The sequence below is a fragment of the Aliiroseovarius sp. genome (genome assembly GCF_030148435.1).
Classification (GTDB): domain Bacteria; phylum Pseudomonadota; class Alphaproteobacteria; order Rhodobacterales; family Rhodobacteraceae; genus JASBTN01.
Window position 1 is genome coordinate 56,151 of the sequence record NZ_JASBTN010000079.1, and the last position, 22,860, is coordinate 79,010.

General features: G+C 64.4%; 21 protein-coding genes and 1 tRNA gene. 11 read left to right on the top strand and 11 right to left on the bottom strand.

Going from position 1 to position 22,860, the window contains the following annotated elements; genetic code table 11:
• Positions 1–74 precede the first annotated feature (74 nt).
• The 5 genes from Q1V43_RS14030 to hutI are packed head-to-tail and all read right to left on the bottom strand — an operon-like array spanning position 75 to position 6,411.
• Complete coding sequence (locus tag Q1V43_RS14030; protein ID WP_366146222.1) at positions 75–1,160, bottom strand: TRAP transporter substrate-binding protein; 1,086 nt, start codon at positions 1,158–1,160, stop codon at positions 75–77.
• A 25-nt stretch (positions 1,161–1,185) separates the two neighbouring features.
• Positions 1,186–2,856, bottom strand: coding sequence for a urocanate hydratase (gene hutU / locus Q1V43_RS14035; RefSeq protein ID WP_300519206.1), 1,671 nt, complete (start codon positions 2,854–2,856; stop codon positions 1,186–1,188).
• An 11-nt stretch (positions 2,857–2,867) separates the two neighbouring features.
• The gene (gene hutG, locus Q1V43_RS14040; RefSeq protein WP_300519209.1) at positions 2,868–3,671 is read right to left on the bottom strand and encodes an N-formylglutamate deformylase; all 804 of its coding nucleotides are present in this window, start codon (positions 3,669–3,671) and stop codon (positions 2,868–2,870) included.
• Positions 3,668–5,206 (bottom strand): histidine ammonia-lyase, encoded by a 1,539-nt coding sequence (hutH, locus tag Q1V43_RS14045; RefSeq protein WP_300519212.1) that lies wholly within the window; start codon positions 5,204–5,206, stop codon positions 3,668–3,670. The genes hutG and hutH overlap by 4 nt, the downstream gene beginning before the upstream one ends.
• A complete protein-coding gene (gene hutI / locus Q1V43_RS14050) occupies positions 5,203–6,411 on the bottom strand; it encodes an imidazolonepropionase (RefSeq protein WP_300519214.1) in 1,209 nt (402 codons plus the stop codon). Before hutI ends, hutH begins: the two co-directional genes overlap by 4 nt.
• 70 nt (positions 6,412–6,481) lie before the next feature.
• On the opposite strand from hutI, the gene Q1V43_RS14055 reads away from it, so the two are divergent.
• From Q1V43_RS14055 to Q1V43_RS14085, 7 genes are all read left to right on the top strand, one after another.
• Positions 6,482–7,846, top strand: a complete 1,365-nt coding sequence (locus tag Q1V43_RS14055; RefSeq protein WP_300519217.1) for a formimidoylglutamate deiminase — start codon at positions 6,482–6,484, stop codon at positions 7,844–7,846.
• Positions 7,843–8,541 (top strand): GntR family transcriptional regulator, encoded by a 699-nt coding sequence (locus Q1V43_RS14060; RefSeq protein WP_300519220.1) that lies wholly within the window; start codon positions 7,843–7,845, stop codon positions 8,539–8,541. Before Q1V43_RS14055 ends, Q1V43_RS14060 begins: the two co-directional genes overlap by 4 nt.
• Positions 8,542–8,962: 421 nt before the next feature.
• Positions 8,963–10,093: an ABC transporter permease gene (locus Q1V43_RS14065; protein WP_300519223.1), complete on the top strand. Its 1,131-nt coding sequence runs from the start codon at positions 8,963–8,965 to the stop codon at positions 10,091–10,093.
• A 4-nt stretch (positions 10,094–10,097) separates the two neighbouring features.
• A complete protein-coding gene (locus Q1V43_RS14070) occupies positions 10,098–11,207 on the top strand; it encodes an FtsX-like permease family protein (RefSeq protein ID WP_300519226.1) in 1,110 nt (369 codons plus the stop codon).
• A 10-nt stretch (positions 11,208–11,217) separates the two neighbouring features.
• Complete coding sequence (locus tag Q1V43_RS14075) at positions 11,218–12,099, top strand: ATP-binding cassette domain-containing protein (RefSeq protein WP_300519229.1); 882 nt, start codon at positions 11,218–11,220, stop codon at positions 12,097–12,099.
• Complete coding sequence (locus tag Q1V43_RS14080; protein ID WP_300519232.1) at positions 12,096–12,887, top strand: outer membrane lipoprotein-sorting protein; 792 nt, start codon at positions 12,096–12,098, stop codon at positions 12,885–12,887. Before Q1V43_RS14075 ends, Q1V43_RS14080 begins: the two co-directional genes overlap by 4 nt.
• Positions 12,884–14,059 (top strand): hypothetical protein, encoded by a 1,176-nt coding sequence (locus Q1V43_RS14085; RefSeq protein ID WP_300519235.1) that lies wholly within the window; start codon positions 12,884–12,886, stop codon positions 14,057–14,059. The genes Q1V43_RS14080 and Q1V43_RS14085 overlap by 4 nt, the downstream gene beginning before the upstream one ends.
• A gap of 239 nt (positions 14,060–14,298) precedes the next feature.
• On the opposite strand, the gene Q1V43_RS14090 is transcribed toward Q1V43_RS14085, so the two are convergent.
• A tRNA-Cys gene (locus tag Q1V43_RS14090) sits at positions 14,299–14,372 on the bottom strand.
• A gap of 171 nt (positions 14,373–14,543) precedes the next feature.
• On the opposite strand from Q1V43_RS14090, the gene Q1V43_RS14095 reads away from it, so the two are divergent.
• From Q1V43_RS14095 to Q1V43_RS14105, 3 genes are all read left to right on the top strand, one after another.
• Positions 14,544–15,197: a protein-L-isoaspartate O-methyltransferase gene (locus Q1V43_RS14095; protein WP_300519516.1), complete on the top strand. Its 654-nt coding sequence runs from the start codon at positions 14,544–14,546 to the stop codon at positions 15,195–15,197.
• 54 nt (positions 15,198–15,251) lie between these two features.
• Positions 15,252–16,661, top strand: a complete 1,410-nt coding sequence (locus Q1V43_RS14100) for a TolC family outer membrane protein (protein ID WP_300519238.1) — start codon at positions 15,252–15,254, stop codon at positions 16,659–16,661.
• 167 nt (positions 16,662–16,828) lie between these two features.
• On the top strand, positions 16,829–17,863 hold the full coding sequence (locus Q1V43_RS14105; RefSeq protein WP_300519241.1) for a hypothetical protein: 1,035 nt from the start codon (positions 16,829–16,831) through the stop codon (positions 17,861–17,863).
• Between the two features lie 140 nt (positions 17,864–18,003).
• On the opposite strand, the gene Q1V43_RS14110 is transcribed toward Q1V43_RS14105, so the two are convergent.
• Positions 18,004–19,449: a cobyric acid synthase gene (locus tag Q1V43_RS14110; RefSeq protein WP_300519244.1), complete on the bottom strand. Its 1,446-nt coding sequence runs from the start codon at positions 19,447–19,449 to the stop codon at positions 18,004–18,006.
• Between the two features lie 212 nt (positions 19,450–19,661).
• Positions 19,662–19,973: a DUF6280 family protein gene (locus tag Q1V43_RS14115; protein WP_300519247.1), complete on the bottom strand. Its 312-nt coding sequence runs from the start codon at positions 19,971–19,973 to the stop codon at positions 19,662–19,664.
• 217 nt (positions 19,974–20,190) lie between these two features.
• Here Q1V43_RS14115 and efp point away from each other — a divergent pair, with 217 nt between their 5' ends.
• Positions 20,191–20,754, top strand: coding sequence for an elongation factor P (efp, locus tag Q1V43_RS14120; RefSeq protein ID WP_300519249.1), 564 nt, complete (start codon positions 20,191–20,193; stop codon positions 20,752–20,754).
• Positions 20,755–20,934: 180 nt separating this feature from the next.
• Here efp and Q1V43_RS14125 read toward each other — a convergent pair whose 3' ends face one another.
• From Q1V43_RS14125 to Q1V43_RS14135, 3 genes are all read right to left on the bottom strand, one after another.
• Positions 20,935–21,237: a hypothetical protein gene (locus tag Q1V43_RS14125; protein WP_300519252.1), complete on the bottom strand. Its 303-nt coding sequence runs from the start codon at positions 21,235–21,237 to the stop codon at positions 20,935–20,937.
• Positions 21,238–21,323: 86 nt separating this feature from the next.
• Positions 21,324–22,118, bottom strand: a complete 795-nt coding sequence (locus tag Q1V43_RS14130) for a fructosamine kinase family protein (protein WP_300519254.1) — start codon at positions 22,116–22,118, stop codon at positions 21,324–21,326.
• A 1-nt stretch (position 22,119) separates the two neighbouring features.
• The gene (locus Q1V43_RS14135) at positions 22,120–22,848 is read right to left on the bottom strand and encodes a folate-binding protein (RefSeq protein WP_300519256.1); all 729 of its coding nucleotides are present in this window, start codon (positions 22,846–22,848) and stop codon (positions 22,120–22,122) included.
• Positions 22,849–22,860 lie beyond the last annotated feature (12 nt).

The following is a 22,860-nucleotide window of genomic DNA, read 5'->3' on the forward strand; positions in this document are numbered from 1 at the left end:
TATTGCCGCCACTGGTTATCCTCCCCTGCCGCAACGCCCGGCAGCGCGACCCGAAGGCCGCGCTGCCAGTTTTTTCAGTAGCCCAATACGCCGGCGCGGGCGTTCATCTGGCCATTGTCCGCAAAGGTCATGTAGCCGCCGATGGAATCGCGATAGGCGACGAAGCTCTCGGTGATGCGACGCACGAGCTCGTCATCATCCTGACGCAGATCTTCAATCACTTCGGCGGCGGCCTTGCCCATTGCCGTGATGACATCCTCGGGGAACATCCTGACCTGGACACCATGCTCTTCCACCAGCGTTTTCAGCGCGAGCGCGTGCTTGGTGGTGTATTCGGTCCAGACCGGGTTGTAGAGGCTTTCGCAGGCCAGTTGGACAACCTGTTTCAGATCGTCGGGCAGTTCATTGAACTTGTCCTGATTGACCCCGGCTTCCTCTGCCGAGGAGGGTTCGCCGACGCCGGGCCAGTAGTAGTTCTTGGCCACCTGGTAGTAACCCAGGGCGCTGTCGGTCCACGGGCCGATGAACTCCCCGGCGTCCAGCGCGCCGGTTTGCAGCGCCTGGAACATGGCCGGGCCGCTCATGGCTTCGGCCGCCATCCCCAGTTTCGCGGCCATTTCCGACGCCAGGCCGGTGGTGCGGAACTTGAGGCCTTTCAGGTCCTGGGCCGAGTTGATCTCATTGCGGAACCAACCGCCCCATTGCGGGCCGGAGTTGCCGCAAAGGAACGGCTTGATACCGAAGCGACCATACATCTCGTCGTAGAGAGCCTGCCCGCCGCCATGCTGCATCCAGCCGAACTGTTCATCCGCCCGCAGGCCAAAGGGCTGCGAGCCGAACAGCAGGATGCCCTTGGATTTCGAGCCCCAATAGGCGGGAACCGCGTGGTAAAGCTCGGCGGTGCCCTCGCTGACCGCGTCAAAGACGCCCCGGCCGGGAACCAGTTCGCCCGCGGCATAGAGTTTCACCTCGATCCGCCCGCCCGACAGGGTGGTGATCCGGTCGGCCAGCATTTGTGCGGCAACGCCGGGCCCGGGCAGGTTCTTCGGCCATGCCGTGACCATTTTCCACTGGTGTTTGCCTTGTGCGAGGGCCGGGGTGGCCAGCGCGGCGGCGGTGGCACCAAGTGCCCCCGTTTTCAAAAACTGTCTTCTTTCCACTGATCTGTTCTCCCTTTCAGATAAGTTAGCCAAGGATTGCCGGCAGCCGCAGCCCGTGTTCCCGGGCGCAGTCCAGCGCGATGTCATAGCCGGCGTCAGCATGGCGCCAGACGCCGCTGGCCGGGTCGTTCCACAGGACGCGTTCCAGCCGTTTGGCCGCCTCGGGCGTGCCATCGGCGCAGATCACCACGCCCGCGTGTTGCGAAAAGCCCATGCCGACGCCGCCGCCGTGGTGCAGGCTGACCCAGGTGGCGCCGCTCGCGGTGTTGACCAGCGCATTGAGAAGCGGCCAGTCGGACACGGCGTCCGATCCGTCGCGCATCGCTTCGGTCTCGCGGTTGGGGCTTGCCACGGACCCGCTGTCCAGATGGTCGCGCCCGATCACCACCGGGGCCTTCAGCTCCCCTGAGGCCACCATTTCGTTGAACATCAGGCCGGCCCGGTGCCGATCGCCCAGGCCAATCCAGCAGATCCGCGCGGGCAGGCCCTGGAATGCGATCCGGTCGCGCGCCATGTCGAGCCAGTTGTGAAGATGCGTGTTCTCGGGGAACAGCTTCTTCATCGCCGCGTCGGTCTTGTAGATGTCCTCGGGATCACCCGAGAGGGCCACCCAGCGGAACGGGCCGACCCCTCTGCAGAAGAGCGGGCGGATATAGGCGGGAACGAAACCGGGGAAGGCAAAGGCGTTTTCCAGACCCTCTTCCAATGCCATCGGACGGAGGTTGTTGCCGTAATCCACGGTGGGCACGCCGGCCTCGTGGAAGGCGACCATCGCCTCGACCTGAACGCGCATGGAGGCGCGCGCCGCCCTTTCGACCTCTTTCGGGGCCGTTTCGGCCTTGGCGCGCCATTCGGCCACGGTCCAGCCCTGCGGCAGGTAGCCGTTGACCGGGTCATGCGCCGAGGTCTGGTCGGTCACGATACCGGGGCGCACGCCGCGCTGGTAGATTTCCGGGAAGATGTCTGCCGCATTGCCGATCAGCGCCACGGATTTCGCCTCGCCCGCCCTGGTCCAGCGCGCGATCATCTCCAGCGCTTCGTCAAGCGAGTGGGTCTTTTCATCGACATATCGTGTGCGCAGACGGAAATCGGCGGATTTCTCGTCACACTCCACGGCCAGGCAGCAGGCCCCGGCCATGACGGCGGCAAGCGGCTGTGCGCCGCCCATGCCGCCAAGACCGCCCGTGAGGATCCAGCGCCCTTTCAGGTCGCCGTCATAGTGCTGACGACCGGCTTCGGCGAAGGTCTCATAGGTTCCCTGCACGATGCCCTGCGAGCCGATGTAGATCCAGGACCCGGCGGTCATCTGACCATACATCATCAGGCCCTTCCGATCGAGCTCGTTGAAATGGTCCCAATTGGCCCAATGCGGCACGAGGTTGGAGTTCGCGATCAGAACGCGCGGCGCGTCGGAATGGGTCTTTACAACGGCAACCGGCTTGCCGGATTGCACCACCAGGGTCTCGTCCTCTTCCAGCGTCTTCAGCGTGTCGGCGATCAGGTCGAAGTCCTTCCAGGTGCGCGCCGCCCGTCCTATGCCGCCATAGACCACCAGCTCGTGCGGGTTCTCGGCCACATCCGGATGCAGGTTGTTCATCATCATCCGAAGCGGCGCCTCGGTCATCCAGCTCTTGGCGTTCAATTCCGGGCCGGTGGGGGGATAAACGTCACGGGTGTTCTTGCGGGGATCAGTCACATCGGGGCTCCTTATCGGACCAGCGCATCGGAAAGCGCGAGGCGGTTCAGGTATTGAAGAATGGTCTTGAGGTGCGGGCGCAGGCGCGCGGCACGCTCTTCGAGATAGCTCCAGGGGGGCGCTTCCTGCATGTAGGTGGACTGGGAAAGCTCCATCTGGATCGCATGGATGCCCGTCTCGGGCCGCCCGTAGTGGCGCGTGGTCCAGCCGCCCCTGAACCGGCCATTCGTCACCGAAGCAAAGCCGTCGGCATGTGTGCAGACAGCGACGGCGGCCACTTCGACCTCGGCCGCGCAGCTCGCGCCCAGATTGGTGCCGATGTTGAAGTCCGGCAGTGTGCCGTCGAACAGGAACGGGATGTGCGAGCGGATGGAATGGCAGTCGAACAGGATCGCGACACCATGTTTGTCCCGCACCCGCTCAAGTTCCGCGCGCAGCGCTGCATGGTAGGGGGCGTGATAGGCGCGGCGGCGGGCTTCGACCTCCTCCGCCGTGGGCTCCAGGCCTGCGGTCCAGATCTCCTGCCCGTCAAAATCGGTCAGGGGCACAAGCGTGGTGGTGTTCTGCCCGGGGTAGAGCGAGACCCCCTCAGGATCCCGGTTCGCGTCAATCACATATCGGTGGATGTTGGATTTCACCACCGTCGCCCCGTCGAGCAACCCGTCATAAAGCCGGGTGATATGCCAGTCGGTATCTGCAAGTTTCCGCCCGTTCGCATTCAGACGAACGCGGACGTCATCGGGTACGAAAGTCCCCCCGTGCGGCTGGCCCAGAACGATCGGGCCATCGCCACGAACCACCTCGCAGACATTCATGGTTTCAGCTCCGGCAGGGGGGTGTCGCAGGCGGTGGTCAGCGCGCCGCTGGCCACCAATCCGGCAGCGGCTTCAAGGTCGGGCGCCATATAGCGATCCGGTCCAAGCGTTTCGACATCGCGCCGCAGCCGTGCCAGCACCGCCCGCAGTGGCTGGCTGGTCGCAAGCGGCGCGCGGAACTCCACCCCCTGCGCCGCGCAGAGCAGTTCGACGCCCAGAATGCGGCTGAGGTTGCGGGTCATCTGCATCAGGCGCCGGGCGCCATGGGCGGCCATCGAAACGTGATCCTCCTGATTGGCCGATGTCGGTGTCGAATCCGTCACGCAGGGGTTGGCCAGATGCTTGTTTTCGCTCATCAGCGCAGCCGTGGTGACTTCGGCGATCATCAGCCCGGAGTTGAGCCCCGGATCGGGCGTCAGGAACAGCGGCAGGTCATGGCTCAGGGTCGGGTCCACCATCAGGGCTATGCGGCGCTGTGCAATGGCGCCGATTTCCGAGATCGCCAGCGCGATCATGTCCGCAGCGAAACCCACGGGTTCGGCATGGAAATTGCCGCCCGAAACGATCAGCCCTGCCTCGGACAGCACCAGCGGGTTGTCGGTGGCGGCATTGGCCTCGATCTCGAGCGTTGCCGCGGCCTGGCGCAACACGTCCATCGCTGCGCCCGTCACCTGTGGCTGGCAGCGGATGCAATAGGGATCCTGCACACGGGTGTCGCCGTCGCGGTGGCTCTCGCGGATTTCACTGCCTGCCAGAATGGCGCGCATTGCCGCTGCGGCCTCAATCTGGCCGGGCTGGCCGCGAAGCGTGTGGATTTCCGGCTGTAACGGTGCGGTCGAGCCCATGACAGCGTCCGTCGACAGGGCCGAGATCACCAGTGCGTTCCGCGCCGCATGCCAGGCTTCGAAGAGGCCGGCCAGGGCGAAGGCGGTCGAGAACTGGGTGCCGTTGATGAAGGCCAGGCCTTCCTTCGGGCCAAGCCGGAGCGGGGCAAGCCCGGCCTTCGCCAGCGCGTCCGCGCCGGGAAGTACCGCGCCGTCATATTCTGCTTCTCCTTCGCCGATGACTACGGCCGTCATATGGGCCAGAGGGGCCAGATCCCCGGATGCACCAACCGAGCCTTGCGCCGGAATGACCGGGGTGACACCTCGTGCCAGCATCTCTTGCAGCAGGTCCACGAAGTCCCAGCGCACCCCGCTGGCACCCCGCCCGAAGCTCAGCAATTTCAGGGACATCACCAGCCGGGCCATCCGCCGTGCAATCGGTTCGCCCACACCACAGCAATGCGACAGGATCAGGTTGCGCTGAAGCGTTGCGGTATCTTCGGGGGCGATCTTCAGACTGGCGAGTTTCCCGAACCCGGTGTTGACGCCATAGACGGCGGTCTTTCCGGCTGCGGCTGTGGCAATCCGGCTTGCGGCCTCGTCCACCGCAGTCTTGCAGGCGGGATCGAGCTTTACCGGGGTCTGGGTCCAATAGATGTCTGCCAATTGTCCAAGCGTGACGGCGCCGGGAGTGAGAGTCAGGACGCTCATGTGCGACCTCCGAAAATGCGCTTGTGAAGGGGGTTGAAACCGATGCGATAGGCCAGTTCGGCTGGATGTTCGACATCCCAGACCGCGAGGTCCGCGCGTTTGTCCACCTCGATCGTGCCGCAATCGGTCAGGCCGAGGGCGCGGGCGGCGTTGCGGGTCACGCCGGCCAGCGCCTCTTCCGGCGTCATCTGAAACAGCGTGCAGCCCATGTTCATGGTCAGAAGAAGCGAGGTCAGCGGAGAGGAGCCCGGATTGGCATCCGTGGCCAACGCGATCGGTACACCCTGCCGACGCAGGGCAGGGATCGGCGGCTTCCGGGTTTCGCGCAGGGTATAGAAAGCGCCGGGCAGGATAACGGCGGTGGTGCCGGCCTTTGCCATTGCCGTTACGCCCTCGTCGTCCAGGTATTCTATGTGGTCGGCCGACAAGGCCCCGTAGCTGGCGGCGAGTTTCGCCCCGCCAAGGTTTGACAGCTGCTCTGCGTGCAGCTTGACCGGCAGGCCCAGGTCTCTGGCCACATCGAATACCCGCGCGATCTGGTCGGGCTGAAACGCGATTCCCTCACAGAACCCGTCTACCGCATCGACCAGCCCCTCCGCGTGGGCGGCGCGCAGCGTGGGGATACAGACCTCGTCGATATAGGCGTCATCGCGCCCGGCATATTCCGCAGGCACCGCGTGTGCGCCAAGGAAGGTGGTCACGATCCGCACCGGCCGCACATCGGTGATCCGGCGCGCGGTGCGCAGCATCTTCAACTCGGTGTCCCGGTCCAGACCGTAGCCCGACTTGACCTCGATGGTGGTTGTGCCTTCCGCGATCAGGCTATCGGCCAGTTTCACCGCGGAATTCAGCAACACCTCTTGCGAGGCTTCCCGCGTTTTGGTCACGGTCGAGACGATCCCTCCGCCCGCCCGCGCGATCTCTTCATAAGAGGCCCCTTTCAGGCGCATCTCGAATTCCCGCGCGCGGTTGCCACCGTGCACGATATGTGTGTGACAGTCGATCAGGGAGGGTGTGACCAGCCGGCCTTCCAAAGACCGCGCAGGCAATCCGGCAAACCGGGACGGGCAATCCGACGCCCTCCCGGCCCATGAAATCCTGTCACCTTCGATCACAATGCAGGCGTCATGGATCAATCCATACTCCGTCGCGTCGGCGGCCATGGTCGCCACGGAGATGTCGGAAAGGCGGAAGGGCGGGGGCATCGTTTGTCCTTGAATATGTAGCTACATAAAGCTAATATGATGCTACATAATAAGTCAATGGACTCCTGTGATGCAAAAAATAGCCGCGAAACAGGCTCTTACCGAGGCCGGTTGGCAGGACAATGTCGAGATCGGTGTCGAGAAGGGCCGAATCTCTTACATCAAAGAGGCGGCAGGCCCTGCCGATGAGAGGGTTTCATTGGTTCTGCCAGCCCCTCTTAACCTGCACAGCCATGCCTTTCAGCGCGCCATGTCGGGTCTGACCGAAGCGCGGGGCCCGGATGGAAGCGACAGTTTCTGGAGCTGGCGGCGCCTGATGTACAGATTTCTGGATCAGCTCACCCCGGATCAGGTCCAGGCGATCGCCGCCCAGGTGTTCCTTGAGATGCTGGAAGCCGGATATGCCAGCGTTGCCGAGTTTCATTACCTTCATCATGATCGCGAAGGGAACCCCTACACAAACCTCGGCGAAATGTCCGGGCGGATCGTAGAGGCCGCAAAGGATGTGGGCATTGGCCTGACCCTGCTGCCGGTTCTGTACCAGTACGGCGGCTGTGATGCGCGACCGCTGAATGGCGGGCAGCGGCGGTTCGGCAACGACCCGGATCGGTTTCAGCGCCTGCATGAAGCTGCGGCGCGTACAGTCGCCTCCGGGCCTGCCGATTTTGATATCGGTGTGGCCCCCCATTCCCTGCGGGCGGTTGACGCCGAGGGGCTCGCCCGGTCGATCGCCTTGGGTGGCAATGGCCCAATTCACATGCATCTCGCGGAACAGGTTGCCGAGGTTGACGAGGTCATTGGCCACATGGGGGCCCGCCCCACCGAATGGCTGCTCGCCAATCAGGATGTCGATGCGCGGTGGTGCCTGATCCACGCGACCCAGATGACCGAAGCGGAAACCCGTGGTCTGGCAAAGACAGGCGCGGTGGCGGGTCTGTGTCCGATCACGGAATCCAGCCTCGGCGACGGGATTTTCAACGGCACCCAATATCTGGCGGACGGGGGGCGCATCGGGTTCGGATCGGATTCAAACGTGCATATTGCCCTGTTCGACGAACTCAGGACGCTGGAGTACTCGCAACGCCTGCGGGACCGCAGCCGGGCCGCACTGGCAAACCGGGACCATTCGACAGGCCGTGTGCTGTTTGACGCGGCAAATGCGGGGGGGGCGCAGGCCGGAGGACGGGAATGCGGTGTGCTTGCTCCCGGGATGCTGGCGGACATGGTCGGGCTTGATCTGGACAATGAATGGGGCGTCGGGCGCCGTGGGGACATGGCGCTGGATACGCTGATCTTCGGCGGGCATGGCCACGATTGCATCACGGATATCTGGAGCGCGGGGCGCCACGTCGTAAAAGGCGGTCGCCACGTCGCGCGGGACCGGATAACAATGGAGTTCGTCAAGGCGATGGGAGAGCTGGAGCAGGTGATATGAGCGCAGACCGGCTGTCTTGGAAAGATGTCAGGGATCGGATCCGCGATCAAATTCTCCAGCGCGCCTATGCGCCGGGTGACAAGCTGCCTCGCGATGCCGATATCGCGCAAGAGTTCGGGTGCGCCCGTTCGACCGTGCAACGGGCCATGCAGGATTTGTCTGACTCGGGCCTGATTGAACGCAAGCGCAAGGGGGGCACGCATGTCAGGGCCGACCCGGTGACGCGGGCGACACTCGACATTCCCATCACCCGGCTTGAAGTGGAGGAAACCGGCAGCGTCTACGGATATCAGCTGATTGACCGGCAGGTGCTGCCCGTTCCCCGGGAGATCGCCGCGAAGCTTGAACAGGTCGAAGCCAAGTCCATGCTGCGTGTTCAGGCGCTGCATCTTGCGGACCACAAACCGCATATCCTCGAAGATCGCTGGGTCAGTATCGAAACCGCACCGGAAATCCTCGATGTGGATCTTTCACGGGAAAGCGCCAATGAATGGTTGGTGCGCAACAAACCCTATACCCGGTTCGACCTGCGCATCTATGCCATCGCTGCCGACGCGCAAACGGCCAGGATGCTGGCCGCTGAACCCGGCGACGCATTGCTGGTCATCGACCGCACCACATGGGTCGGGGCGGACCCGATCACGACGGTTCGGTCGATCACCATTCCCGGCTACCAATTGCTGACCAAGAGCTGACCCTCAGTTTTGCACGGGAATGGGAGCAGGGGGCCCGTTTCGAAACGGCATTGCCCCGTGACCCGGATCCTTCAGAGGCATCGCCTCACGTTTGTTTGAACTTTGATCGAAATCAATGATCGAGCAGGGGTGTCGGACGAGGCTCGGTTTGTTGGTAAGGGAAAGTGCATTCAGTGCGTCCGCGAGATGCGTCATGTCCGATCTGCTCAACGGTGCTGGCAGCATTGTCAGCATCGGTCTTCCTGTCCGCTGCGCGTGAGGTCCATGGCGGTGGTGCGAGGATCGGGGCGATCACCGGGCCACGGCCCCGGGTCTTTGGCTTCGGGGGGCACGGAATGATCAATTTGTTTCGACTTTTGCAGAGCAGGCAGGCAAGCTCCGGATACGGTTCCAAGGCGTCATTCACATGAAGGTCTCGGCCATGCTCAATCTAGCCTGGAAAAACAGCATCCTGCGCCCTGGCCGCATGGTTCTGATCATCCTGTCCGTTGCCGCGGTGCTGGCCGAAATCCTGGTGTTGGAGGGGTTTCTGGCCGGCTCATATACACAGTTGCGGCAAACGGTGCTGCGCCGCGGTGGCGATGTCATGGTGGCCCAGTCGGGCGTCACGAACTTCCTCGCAACGCGTTCGATCCTGCCCCAGCAGGCCCGTGCCGCCGTCGAGGCCATCCCGGGCGTTGCCGGGACACATCCCCTGGCCGCGATCGGCCTGATTTACGAGGCCGGGGAACGGCGCTCGCCCATCATCGTCATGGTCTATGACGATGCGGGCGGTCCCTTTGCAATGGCCGCCGGCAAGCCGCCGGCCGAAGATGGCAGCATCGCAGTCGACCATGCATTGGCCGAAAAGTTCGGCTTGAGCACCGGCGACACGCTGACGCTGTCCGACTTCGAGTTTTCGATTTCCGGCATCACGCGCGGTGAATCGGCGCTGTTCACGCCATTCGCCTTCATGAATTTCGATACGCTGATCGATTTCTATTTCGAATCCGACGTGGCCTCGGACATTGCCGCATTCCCTCTGCTGAGCTTTCTTTCCGTTGACGCCGCACCGGGGACCGATCCCGCGGACCTTGCCGCGCGCATTACCGGTGAAGTCGCCGACGCGCAGGCGATGCTGCCGCGCGACCTGGCCCTGAACGACGAAGAAATGGGCCGCGAACTGTTGGGGCCGGTCCTGAACCTGCTTTTGGGTCTCAGCTACGGGATCGGCGCCATGGCGATCGGAATGTTCACCTTTGCGGCCGTGCGAAGCCGTCGCAGGTCGCTTGGGGTGATGCGCGCGCTTGGCTTCACGGCGCGGCACATCGCAACCGGCGTGGTTGCGGAAGCCGTGGTGACAGCCGTCGCTGCGATCCCCCTGGGGATCCTCATGGCCGTCGGCCTCGCCGCGCTGATCGAACGGGTCGCTCCGGTTTACCTGCTGGAAGTGCTGGAGCCGCGGGCGCTTTTGCAAACGGCTTTCGTCGCGGTGGCACTCGCTGTTCTCGGAGCTCTGGCGCCGCTTCGCATGCTGATGCGGCTCGACCCGGCTACGGCATTCAGGGAGTGAAGCGATGTTGAACTGGACCTTTCGCGAACTGATTTCCGCCCCGCAACAGCTTCTTGCCAGCGTCGCCGCGGTGGCTGGCGCCTTCGCGCTGGTCCTGTTCTTCGAAGGCGTCTTTGCCGGGGAATCCGACCAGATCGTTGCCCTGATCGAACGCACCGAAGGCGATGTCTGGGTCATGCAGAAAGGCGTCGGCAACATGCACATGGCGACGTCATTCGTTTCCGACTGGAAGATTGACGCCGTGGCGGATGTGGATGGCGTCGAAAAGGTCACGCCGATCCTGTATCTGAACTCGGCGATCGAGGCGGGCGGGCGCAACTGGTTCTCCTTCGTCGTGGGTCTGGAACCGGGCGACGGACGCGCGGGCCCGTGGCGGCACGCGGGGGGCGCGCAACTGCCCGGGGCAGGCACGGCCATCGTGCCGGACATCTTTGCCTCGGACGCGGGTCTGTCGATTGGCGACACGGTCCGGATCGCCGGTCGCGATTTCGCCGTGGCCGGTTTCTCGGGCGACACGTTCTCGATGGCAAATTCCATCACCTTTGTCACCATCGACGATCTTGCCGATACGATGTCGTCGATCGGCACCGTCAGCTACATGCTGGTCGATGCCGCGCCGGGGGTGGACCCGGCCATCCTGGCGAACCGGATCATGGGCGAGGTCGAGAAGGTCAACGCCTTGACACGTGCGGAATTCGCGGCACGTGACTATTCGATCGCCGTGCAGATGGGTTTGGAAATCGTCTGGATGATGACCCTCATCGGCGGGGCGCTGGCGATGCTGCTGACCGGTTTCATCGTCCATTCCCACATCTCCGAGCGCGAACGCGAACTGGCGGTCATGAAGGCGCTCGGGGTCCGCAACTCCGCGATCTACGGCTCCACGATGCTGCAGGCACTGGCCATTGGCGCCCTGGCCTTCCTGCTGGCGGTCGCCCTGATGCTCTTGGCCATACCGCTCACGCAGTGGCTGATGCCCAAGGTCAGCCTGGCCATGACCGGCGAGGCGCTGATCCGAACCGGATCGACCGCCTTGGTCGTCTCGCTGGTCGCCTCCGTCATCCCCGTCCGCCGGGTGCTGTCGGTCGATCCCGTAACCGCGTTTCAGCAATGAGGAAGCAGCCATGACAACACCGATCCTGAGCGCCCGGGACATCGTCAAGACCTTCGGCGAAGGGCACACGTTGGTGCGCGCCGTCGACGGTGTGTCGGTGGAGCTTCAGCCGGGCGAACTGGTGACGATCACCGGACCGTCCGGATCCGGGAAGACGACGCTGGTCTCGATCCTGGGCGCATTGCTGCGGCCCAGCTCGGGCGAGGTCCGTATCGATGGCGCGGATCTGTCCGCCCTGAGTGACGCCGAGTTGTCGCGTCTCCGGGCGCGGTCAATCGGATTCGTGTTCCAGTCTTTCAACTTGCTCGAGGCGCTGAGCGTTCGCGACAACGTGCTGTTTCCCGCGACTCTCGCGCCGGGTGGCACGCGGGCTGCCGAGGCGCGGGCCGACGCCCTGCTTGAGAAACTCGGCCTGACCGGGCGCCGGTCCGCGCTGCCGCGCACCCTGTCGGGTGGCGAAAAGCAGCGCGTGGCGATTGCGCGCGCGCTCATCAACGAACCCAAGCTGATCATCGCCGACGAACCCACCGGAAATCTGGACAGCAAAAGCGGGCAGCAGGTGGTCATGATCCTCCATGATGTGGCACGCGATCAGGGCAAGTCGGTCCTGATCGTCACCCATGACCAGCGGGTCGAGGAAGTGGCCGACCGTGTGCTCTGGCTCGAAGACGGCACGCTGCGCGATCGCAAGGCAGAGGTGCGCGACTGGGTGCGCGACCCTGTCTGCAACATGGCGCTCGACGCCTGGACATCGACCATTTTCGCCGATCATGGCGGGACGCGCTTCCACTTCTGTTCGGACCGCTGTCGCGAACGGTTCCTCGCAAAGCCCGATAAATACACCGGGCATGAATCGGGCACTGTCATCCCTCTTGAAAGGAGGCCGAAATGAAACCCTTTCTCCCGCTTCTCCTGGCCAGCCTTCTGGTGGTGCCGGTGTCGGTTTTCGCCGGCTCCGACGGCGCGGCGCGCGGCCTTGCCATAGCTCAGGAATCCGAACGCCGCGATACCGGCTGGCGCGACAGCACCGTGGACGTCACCATGATCCTGCAGGATCGTCGCGGCCAGACCCGCGAACGGATGCTGCGCCTGTCGATGCTGGAAAAACCCGGCAACGCCGGGGACAAGACCCTGACCATCTTTGATTCACCGCCCGACATGGCCGGCACGCTGTTCCTCAGCCACGCCGTTGTCGGAAATGACGACAACCTCTGGCTCTACCTGCCGTCCCTGAAACGGGTCAAACGCATCTCGTCCTCCAACAAGACCGGCGCGTTCTTCGGCAGCGAATTCGCCTACGAGGACATCTCGGCCCCGGAAATCGGCAAGTTCACCTACAATTATGTCGGTGACAAACCCTGCGGGCGGCTGACCTGTTTCGTCGTGGAACGGTTCCCCACCTACCGCAACTCCGGCTACAGCAAACTGGTAACATGGTTCGATACCGCCGAATACCGACCGCAGCGGATCGACTATGTCGACCGCTCCGGCAGGGCCCTCAAGGTGCTGACCTTTTCGGGATACAAGCGCTACGCCGGTCGGTACTGGCGGCCACAGACATTGACCATGCAGAACAACAAGACCGGCAGGACGACGATCCTGCGCTATGGAAACTACGCTTTCGGACGCGGCCTGTCGGATGCCTATTTCAGCCAGGGCAACCTGAGGAACATCCAATGACAAGAGGAACATGGTTCGCCTTGATCGCGGCGTTCGTGGCGGGACAGGCGGGGGCGCAGACATCCCTGAGCGGTTCGATCGCAGGCGAATTGCGCTATTTCCCTCAAAGCCCCGCTTTCGCCGGGCAGTCCGACGAACCTCTTCAGTTCTCCACCAGCTTCGAAGCCCGGATTTCCCACGACCTGGAAAACGGCAACAATCGGATCGTCGTCTCGCCGTTCCTGCGCTTTGGCGGCGACGGCCGCGATCATGTCGACCTGCGCGAGGCCTTCTGGCTGCACCAGCGCGACGGGTGGAGCCTGACGGTCGGCATCGACAAGGTGTTCTGGGGTGTCACCGAAAGCCGCCACCTGGTCAATATCATCAACCAGGACGACGCGCTTGAGGACATCGACGGCGAAGACAAGCTGGGCCAGCCCATGGTCAGCCTGTCATTCTACGGCGACTTCGGCGCCTTGAGTGTCTATGTGCTCCCATGGTTCCGCGAGCGCGAGTTTCTGGATTTCGGCGACCGGCTCGCAGGTCCGCTGCCGATCGGCCCCGCAACCTACGATTCCCCGGACGCGCGATCCCACGTCGACTATGCGCTGCGCTGGTCGCACTCGGTCGGGAGCGTCGATGTCGGTCTGTCCTACTTCAACGGAACCAGCCGCGAACCTCGGATGATCGCCACCGGCCCCACCCTGGTTCCGCACTACGACCAGATCAGCCAGGCCGGTCTTGACCTGCAACTCACCACCGGCGACTGGCTCTGGAAACTGGAGGCGATCCGGCGCAACGGGCATGGGCCCGGTTTCTGGGCCGCCACGGGCGGGTTCGAATGGACGACCCCCGGCTTTGCCGGAACTGGTGCCGACCTCGGGCTGATTGCCGAATACAGCCACGATGGCCGCGACCCGACCCTGGCGCCGGCCACTCTCTATGACGACGACCTGTTTCTCGGCGCGCGGCTTGCGCTGAATGATATCAGCGACACCAACCTCCTCGCCGGCGCCCTCCTGGACCGGGACACCGACGCGCGCGTGTTCCTGATCGAAGGCCAACGGCGGCTGGGCGACGACTGGCTTCTGTCGCTCGAAGGACGTTTCTTCGACGGCGCGACCGGGTCGGACCCGATCCTGGCCATCCAGAACGACGACTTCCTTTCGATAAGTCTGAAACGGTCATTCTAGGACTTCGGGCCCTCGGCCGACGTGTCGCGCGACAAGGGGCAGCACGGATAGCCGTCGCGTCCAACACCAAGAGCCGTCAAAAGTGTGTCGTCTTCAAGCAGCCCGTCCGCGTGCATCGCAAAAGCGGACTGAATTTGTAGCGGAAAACTGCGTGCGGACTGTGTACGATTTGTGTACAGATGCAGTTCGACTGCATGTTGTGGTCGATGCGCTGATTTTTGGGGAAAGATACAATATATTGGAGGCGAGTACCGGAATCGAACCGGTGTACACGGATTTGCAATCCGCTGCGTCACCACTCCGCCAACTCGCCGCCGAAGGGTGCAGGCGGTTTAGCCCATGGGCGGGGCGGGTGCAAGCCCTGATCGGCGCCGGGTTTGCCGGGATTATTAGTGGCAATCTTGCCGCAGGGCGGGGGGCGGATATTGCCGCTCCTCTCGATCTGTGGCAAGACGGGCTCGCTATAGCCACGGATGGATCGACCATGACTGATTTCGCCGCCCGCCGTACCATGATGGTGGACACGCAGGTGCGTCCCTCGGATGTGACCAAATACCCGATCATCGACGCCATGCTGTCGGTCCCGCGCGAGGCCTTCGTGCCGGATGACAAGCGCGATGTCGCTTATGCCGGGCGCAATGTCGATCTGGGCGCCGGCCGCGTCGAGATGGAGCCGCGCACGCTGGCCAAGATGCTCGATGCGCTGGATGTGCAGAATGACGAACTGGTGCTGAACGTCGGCTGCGGCCTGGGCTACGGTGCCGCGGTGCTGGCGCGCATCGCCGATTTCGTCGTCGCGGTTGAGGAAAACGAGGCGATGGCCGCGGAAGCCGAAGCCGCCCTGGCCGAAAACGGGATCGACAACGTGGCCGTGATGGCCGGCGCCCTGACCGAGGGCAACGCCAAGAACGGTCCCTATGACGTGGTGCTTCTCGGCGGCGCGGTCGAGATCATACCCGAGGCGCTGCTGGACCAGCTGAAGGACGGCGGGCGCATCGCGGCAATTTTTGCCGACGGAATGCTGGGCATCGTGCGTATCGGTTACAAGATCAACGGTGAGATCGCCTGGCGTTTCTCGTTCAACGCGGGCGCCCCGGTTCTGCCCGGATTTGAAGCCCATGAGGCCTTTGCTTTGTAAACAGGCATCCCTATATAGGGAAAATCGCATATAACAACCAGAGGGATAGCTGAAATGCTGGCAGGGCTGAAACGCAACTTCGTGAAAGGCGCTGCCACGGCCGCCCTTGTTCTGATGCCTATGAGCGCGCTGGCGGAAACGCTGACCGACGCGATGGTGTCGGCCTACAAGCATTCGGGGCTTCTGGAGCAGAACCGCGCGCTGCTGCGCGCCGCGGACGAGGATGTGGCGGTGGCCGTCGCGGGCCTGCGCCCGACGCTGAAATACATCGCGACGGCGACCTATTCCGACCCGACCAACGTCGTTGCCTCCGATGACACCCTGTCCGGCTCGATTACCCTGTCCTCCTCGCTGCTGCTCTATGATTTCGGCGCCAGCAAGCTGCGCATCGACATTGCCAAAGAGACCGTGCTGGCCACCCGCGATGCGCTGACAATGGTCGAACAGCAAATCCTGTTGCAGGCAATCGCGGCCTTCATGGACGTGCGCAAGGCGGCAGAATCGATCGCGCTGCAATCGAACAACGTGCGCCTGCTGACACAGGAGCTGCGCGCCGCCAATGACCGGTTCGACGTGGGCGAAGTGACCCAGACCGATGTGGCCCAAGCCCAGGCACGCCTGGCCGCCGCCCGGGCCGCCGAAGGGGCCGCCCGGGGCCAGATGGCAATCGCGCGCGAAGCCTACAAGGCGGCAACCGGCCGTTATCCGGGCAACCTGGCGACCCCGCCCCGTGCGCCGAAAACAGCCTCGACGCTGGAAGAGGCCAAGGCGATTGCCCGGCGCACCCATCCCGACATGCTGCGCGCCCAACGTCAGGTGACGATCGCGGAGCTTGGTGTGCAACTGGCGCTGGCCTCGATGAAACCTTCGGTCACGGCCTCGGCCAACCTGACCGGCGTGATCGGTTCTGCCTCGCCGATCGGATCGCGCGAGGACTTCCTGAGCAGAGGCGCGTCGGTGTCCGTCAGCGGTCCGATCTACCAGGGCGGCAAGCTCTCGGCGCTCTATCGCCAGGCGCTGGCCCAGGCCGAGTCGCAGCGCGCCAACCTGCATGTGGTGCGCCAGACCGTGGACCAGACTGTCGGCAATGCCTGGGCGCAGCTGGCCATTGCCACCGCCCAGATCGAAGCCACCGACCGCCAAATCCGCGCCAGCCGCGTGGCCCTGCGCGGCGCGCGGGAAGAAGCAAGCCTGGGCGCGCGCACCACGCTGGATGTGCTGAATGCCGAACAGGAACTGCTGGATGCCGAAGACGCCCGCATCAATGCCGGGGTGGACCAGTACCTTGCGGTCTACCAACTGCTCAACTCCATGGGCCTGCTGACCGCCGACCATCTGCGCCTGGGTGTCGTGACCTACGACCCCGAGGCCTATTTCAACACTGTTTCGACCGCGCCGGTGCGCCAGGTCAGCCCGCAGGGCGAAAAGCTGGATGCGGTGTTGAAGGCTTTGGGCAAGCAGTAAAATCCTTGGCCTACGCGTCAAGGCCCGGACCCGCTCCGGGCCTTTCCTTTGCCCTCTCGGCGGTCAAGTGACTGAAATAGCAAAAATTCGTGCCATCTGTTGTTCGAATCTCCACCGCCCGCTAAACTGACACCGAGGCGTAACGTAACAAGAAACAGGGGCAGGGCATGTCCGAAGCCGTGACCAATGCCGAGATTGAGGATGTCCTGTCCTCGATCCGCCGGTTGGTATCCGAAAGTGCGATGCCGGATCCGCAGGCCGCCGCGCCTGCACCCGAGCCGCCTGCACCCGAGCCGCGGGCGGAACCGCGTGACGAGGGACCGACCGTTGAACGACTGGTCCTGACCCCTGCATTCCGCGTGCATGAGGTTGCCGGGTCTGCCACCGATACAGACACCGATACCGACAACGATACTGGCCCTTCGACCGATCTTCAGACCGGTGCGAACCCCGTGTTGCTGTCCGATCCGGTGTGCGATCTCGTCACCCCGGAGGATCCGGAGGATCCGGAGGAAGCCGAGGATCCCGAGGTCGAAGAGGCCGCGCCGTCTGCGCCGTCCTGGTCCGGGGCCGAAGATCCCGCCGGGCGTTCCGAAGCCGATCCGATGGAAGCCGAAGCCGACACAAGCCTCGAAAGCCGTATTGCCGAGCTGGAAGCGGCGATCGGCGACGCCCCCGGCGACTGGGAACCCGATGGCAGCGAAGTGGAGCCAGAGGAGCCGCAGACCGTCGTTTTCGTACACGCCGCCTGGAGCGCGCGGGAAGAAGACGGACGGGAAGAAGACGAAGTCGAGGAAGCCGGGTTCGTCGAGGTCGACGAGCCGCCGGTCGACGAGGCCGAGGTCATTTCGCTCTCCCCCGCACCCGAGAGGCCGGCAGAAACCGATCCGGTTGCCGACGATCCTGTGGCCGACGACCCTGTGGCCGACCCGATTGAGGATACCACGTTCGAGGACACCCTGATCGAAAACGGTCCGGTGGAGAACGCGCCTGGAGCTGAGCTTGGAGCAGAGGATGCCGAGGCCCTGTTCGACGAAACATTCGACGAGGCGGTGATCGACGAAGACGTGCTGCGCGAGATGGTGCAGAAACTTGTCCGTGAAGAGCTTCAGGGCACGGTGGGTGAACGCATTACCCGCAATGTGCGCCGTCTGGTGCGCCGCGAAATCCAGCGCGCATTGACCCTGCGCGAGTTCGAATAGGCCAGGCTTCGGCCTGCCAGACCACGCCCGCGCCCGTCGCGGGCGTTTTCGTTTATACCGGGGGCGGCCGGTCGGCCGATTACCGTTGCTGACCCTCAGCGCGCGGCAGGGCGCGCGGCCTGCAAATCGGTCCGCTTTGCCTATGTCGCGAGCGACAGCAGCCGGTCGATGTCCAGATGGGCCTCCATATGGGCGGCCAGCGCGTCCAGTGTATCCTCGACCTGCTGATCGTGGCTGGCCCCGGCGTGTTCGGCCCCCAGCCCGGCCAGATAACCCGCCCGGAAGCGGTCTGCGCTGAACAGGCCATGCAGATAGGTGCCCTGCACAAGCCCATCTGCGCTGACAGCCCCCTCGGGCCGGTCGCCGACCGTAAGCCAGTTGCGCGCGCAATCCGGGCCCTGGGTGCGGCCGAGGTGGATCTCATAGCCCCTCACCGCATCGCCGGTTGGAACCCAGGTCGCCTCGGTCAGGGATAGGGTCTTGGCCGGTTCCAGCGTGGTGGTCACATCCAGCAGGCCAAGCCCACGGGTCGTGCCCGGCGCACCCTCCACACCCTCGGGATCGGCAATCTCGTGCCCCAGCATCTGATAGCCGCCGCAGATGCCCAGCACCCGGCCCCGCCGCCGCAGATGTGCCTTGAGATCAATGTCCCAGCCCTGCTGGCGGAAAAAGGCGAGGTCGGTGATGGTGGATTTCGACCCGGGGATCAGCACCAGCGCCGCATCGGCGGGCAGGGGGCGGCCCGGCGGCACAAGCTCGACCGTGACCTCGGGTTCGGCGGCCAGCGGGTCCAGATCGTCGAAATTGGAAATCCGCGCCAGTTGCGGCACCGCCACCTTGACCGCGCCGCCCGCGCGCGAGGCGATGTCCAGCACATCCTCGGCGGGCAGGCGCCAGCTGTCCCTGAACCAGGGCAGAACGCCCAGGGGCGCCCAGCCGGTGCGCCGGGCGATCTCGGCGTCGCCTGCCTCGAACAGGCGGGGATCGCCGCGGAACTTGTTGACCAGATAGCCCTTGATGCGCCCGGCGTCCTCGGGCGTCAGAACCGCCTGGGTGCCCACAAGCTGCGCGATCACGCCGCCCCGGTCGATGTCACCGGCCAGCACCACGGGCACGCCTGCCGCTTCGGCAAATCCCATGTTGGCAATGTCGCCGGGGCGCAGGTTGGTCTCGGCCGGGCTGCCCGCGCCTTCGACCAGAACCAGATCGGCGCCAGCTTTCAGCCGCTCGAAACTTTCCAGAACCTTCGGCAGCAGCCGCGCCTTCAGCTGCCCGTAGCCCATCGCGCCGGTGGTGCTGTAGCGCTGCCCCTGAACCACGACCTGGGCGCCGGTCTCGCTTTCCGGTTTCAACAGCACGGGGTTCATGTCGCTATGCGGCTCCAGCCTGCAAGCCATCGCCTGCAAGGCCTGGGCGCGGCCGATTTCACCGCCATCTGCGGTCACGGCGGCATTGTTCGACATGTTCTGCGGCTTGAACGGTGCGACCTTCAGTCCGCGGTTCACGCAGGCCCGTGCCAGCCCCGCCACCAGCATCGACTTGCCGACATTCGAGCCGGTGCCCTGAATCATGAGTGCTTTCGTCATGCCCGTCTTGTCCGGCGGATCGGTGCCGCGTGCAAGTCCGTTTGCGACGCCCCGGAACCGTTGCGTCACGCCCCGGTCACAGAGCCGGGGTTTGGTGCATGTGATCGAGCTGACGGGCCGTGCGGCTTTCCACCCCGGGCCAAGAAAAAAACGCGCCCGGGAGGGGCGCGTTCTTTTGCTCCGTCACCGCCGGCGGGCGGTGCGGGTATATCTTACGCGGCTTCGGCCTGGGCCCGGCGTTCGCTTTCCTCGCGGCTCAGTGCCACCGAGGTGCGCACACCTTTCGAGACGAAGTCCATCAGCCCCGAAACCACGCGTTCGTTCGGGTCGATGCCGGCACAGCTCAGCACCTCGCGGCCGTCACGCGAGCGCGCCCAGCGGGCGATCTGCTCGGGACCATTGCCGTATTTCTTGTCATCGGCGATCGCATCGTCCAGGGCGGCCAGCACCACGGCGGCAAACAATTTGCGCGCGCGGTTGCCCTGTTCGTTGTTGAATGCGGTGCCGTCCACAGAGTCCAACATTCGGCTTCCTTTGGTTCTTATTGCTCTTGCGCTTTACGGCGTGCGGGCCAATATGGCTTTTTCCGCGTGATTCGGTATCCCTCCTGACGCATGGCTGTCATGCATTTGCAGCATGGCTGGGCGCGGTTTTGCACAGCATTTGGTCAACTTGTCAGGCGAGGCCTCACAAGATATAGGGACGACCGATACTGGTTCAACCTTTCAGGGTGGTAAAGACATGCCCAAGATCAACGGCAACGAAATTCGTCCCGGCAACGTGCTGGAACACAACGACGGCCTCTGGGCCGCAGTCAAGGTCGATCACGTGAAGCCCGGCAAGGGCGGCGCCTTCGCGCAGGTCGAACTGAAGAACCTGCGCAACGGCTCCAAGCTGAACGAACGCTTCCGCTCGGCGGACAAGGTCGAGCGCGTGCGTCTGGAGCAGAAGGACCAGCAGTTCCTCTACGAAGATGACGGCATGCTGATCTTCATGGACACCGAGACCTACGAGCAGAACCAGATCCCGGCCGATCTGCTGGGCGAACGCCGCCCCTTTCTGCAGGACGGCATGACCATCGTGGTCGAGTTCTACGAGGCCGAGGCGCTGAACGCCTCCCTGCCGCAGAAAGTGACCTGCACCGTCGAAGAGACCGAGCCGGTCGTCAAGGGACAGACCGCCGCCAACAGCTTCAAACCGGCGATCCTGGACAATGGCGTCAAGGTCATGGTGCCGCCCTTCGTCGGTCAGGGCGAGGCGATCATCGTGAACACCGAAACGATGGAATATGCCGAACGCGCCTGACGGTTGGACAATCGAGCAGGCAAGGCGCGCCCTCCGGGGCGCGTTTTTTGTTGCCGGGAATGATGGCGCTCATCGCGCGTCAGGGCAGGGGGTGGCCCCGGCGCTTTTCGTGCGGAAAAGGAAAGCGCGCCCCGAGGGGCGCGCTCAGCCGTGAGTGGACTTGGTCTTTCCTGTATCCGGTCAGGCGATCAGCCTTGCCGTGCAGGCCAGCGCGCAATTGGTGGCCCGTTCGAAATCGCCGTTGCAGCCGTGCGGGCAGCTGCGCGTGCAGGGGCTGCTTTCGGTCGCCTGGCCGGTTTCCGGATCCAGAACGTCGAAAGCCGGCGTGCCGTCGGGCCGCATCGCGATCCGAGCCACCGCGTCCCCGGTGTCCGGATGCAGCACGGTCGCCCGGTCGGGCCCCTCAACGCGGGCCCGCCATTCCACCCCGGAACGCGGATCCATGCGGGAGATAAACCCGCCTGTCGTTCTACTATTGGTCATATCGCCCCCCCCCTCTGGTCAGCGCCATCAGGCGCACTTTATGGCGAATCTGTCGCAGGAGCGCTTTGATCCGGATCAAAGACGGCTCAAGTGCCCAAAGCATCAAGCCGCGCGGACAGCATGCCGTGATAGCCCGCCCCGAACAGGGACACATGCACCAGAGCGGGCCAGAGCTGGTACACCGCGCGCCGGGTCGCCCAATCCCCTTCGGGTCGCCCGTAGACCTCCCGGAAGGCCGGATGCGGGCTGCCGAACAGCTCCAGCATCGCCAGGTCCACCTCCGGGTCGCCATGGTAACTGGCCGGGTCGATCAGATGGGCGGAGCCGGCGCCGAAAAGCACATTGCCGGTCCACAGGTCGCCATGCAGCAGGGCGGGACGGGGTCGCGCGGGGATCAGTTCGGGCAGGCGCCCGGCCGCCACCTCGACACGCCGGGCAAGCGGTGCGGGCAGGGCGCGGGCCAGGGGCAGCACCTGCCGTTCGGCCCAGAAAACTGCCCAATCCTCCATCCAGCCATTCGGGATCGCCACCGGCCCGAAGGCATAGTCGTCATCCCAGCCGTAGCCTCGCGCCTCTTGCCCGTGCAATGTGCCAAGCCCCAGACCCAGGGCGCGCCAGCCCTCCGGTGTCGGCCGGGTTTCCGGCAGGTAGTCCAGCAGCAACACGTTGCCGCCGACACCCAGCACCCCGGGCACCGGCGCACCGGCGTCGCCCATGATGCCCAGCATGACAGCTTCCCGGTCCACCATCGGTCCGCGCTTTGCGACCAGCCGCGCCCCGTCCGCAAGCGTGACCAGCGTGACCTCGGACAGGTCGCCGCCATGGAGCGGGCGGGTGGCCGCTACCTGCGACCCGGTGATCCTTGCGATCAGGGCGTCCACCTCACTTTACCCATGTCACCGTGGCATCGCCTGCCTGCATCTCGCCATCGGCCCGGTCGAAGCGCAGATAGGCGATCGCCCTGTCGCCCGACCGGGAATGCAACATGCCCACCGGCCTGCCGTCCCGGGTGATCGCCGTTCCCGGCGCGGCGGAGCCATCGACCGTCACCGTCGCCAGCCCCTTCCTGAGCTCGGTCTTGTGTTTCATCCGCGCGGTGACTTCCTGGCCGACATAGCAGCCCTTGCGGAAGTCCACGCCATGGAGCCGCTCGAAGCCGCATTCCAGGATATAGCTGTCCGGCCCCAGCTCGATGCCGGTTTCAGGGATGCAATGGGTTACGCGGATCGCGTCGAAATCCGCGCCGTCGCCCGCCGCCCCCGCATAGCTGCGCCACCCCAGCGCCGGGTGGCGCGGATCGGCGAAACCGCCCTCCGGCACCGGGCCGGTGCCCCGGGTCACGGCCAGATCGGAGGCCGCAATCTGCACATCCGCCCTGAGCTTGTACATGTTCAGCCGCTGCAAGAGACCCGGCGCGAGCTCGCTCGCCACGTCGATGCCGATGGCGTCCCCCAGGCGCAGGAGGAAGAAATCGGCCAGGTACTTGCCCTGCGGTGTCAGAAGCGCGGCATAGACCAGCCCGTCCTCCAGCCCGTTCACGTCATTGGTCACAAGACCCTGCAGGAAATCTTTGCGGTCACTGCCGGTCACGGTCAGAACGGTACGGGTCATCTGCTTCTCCTG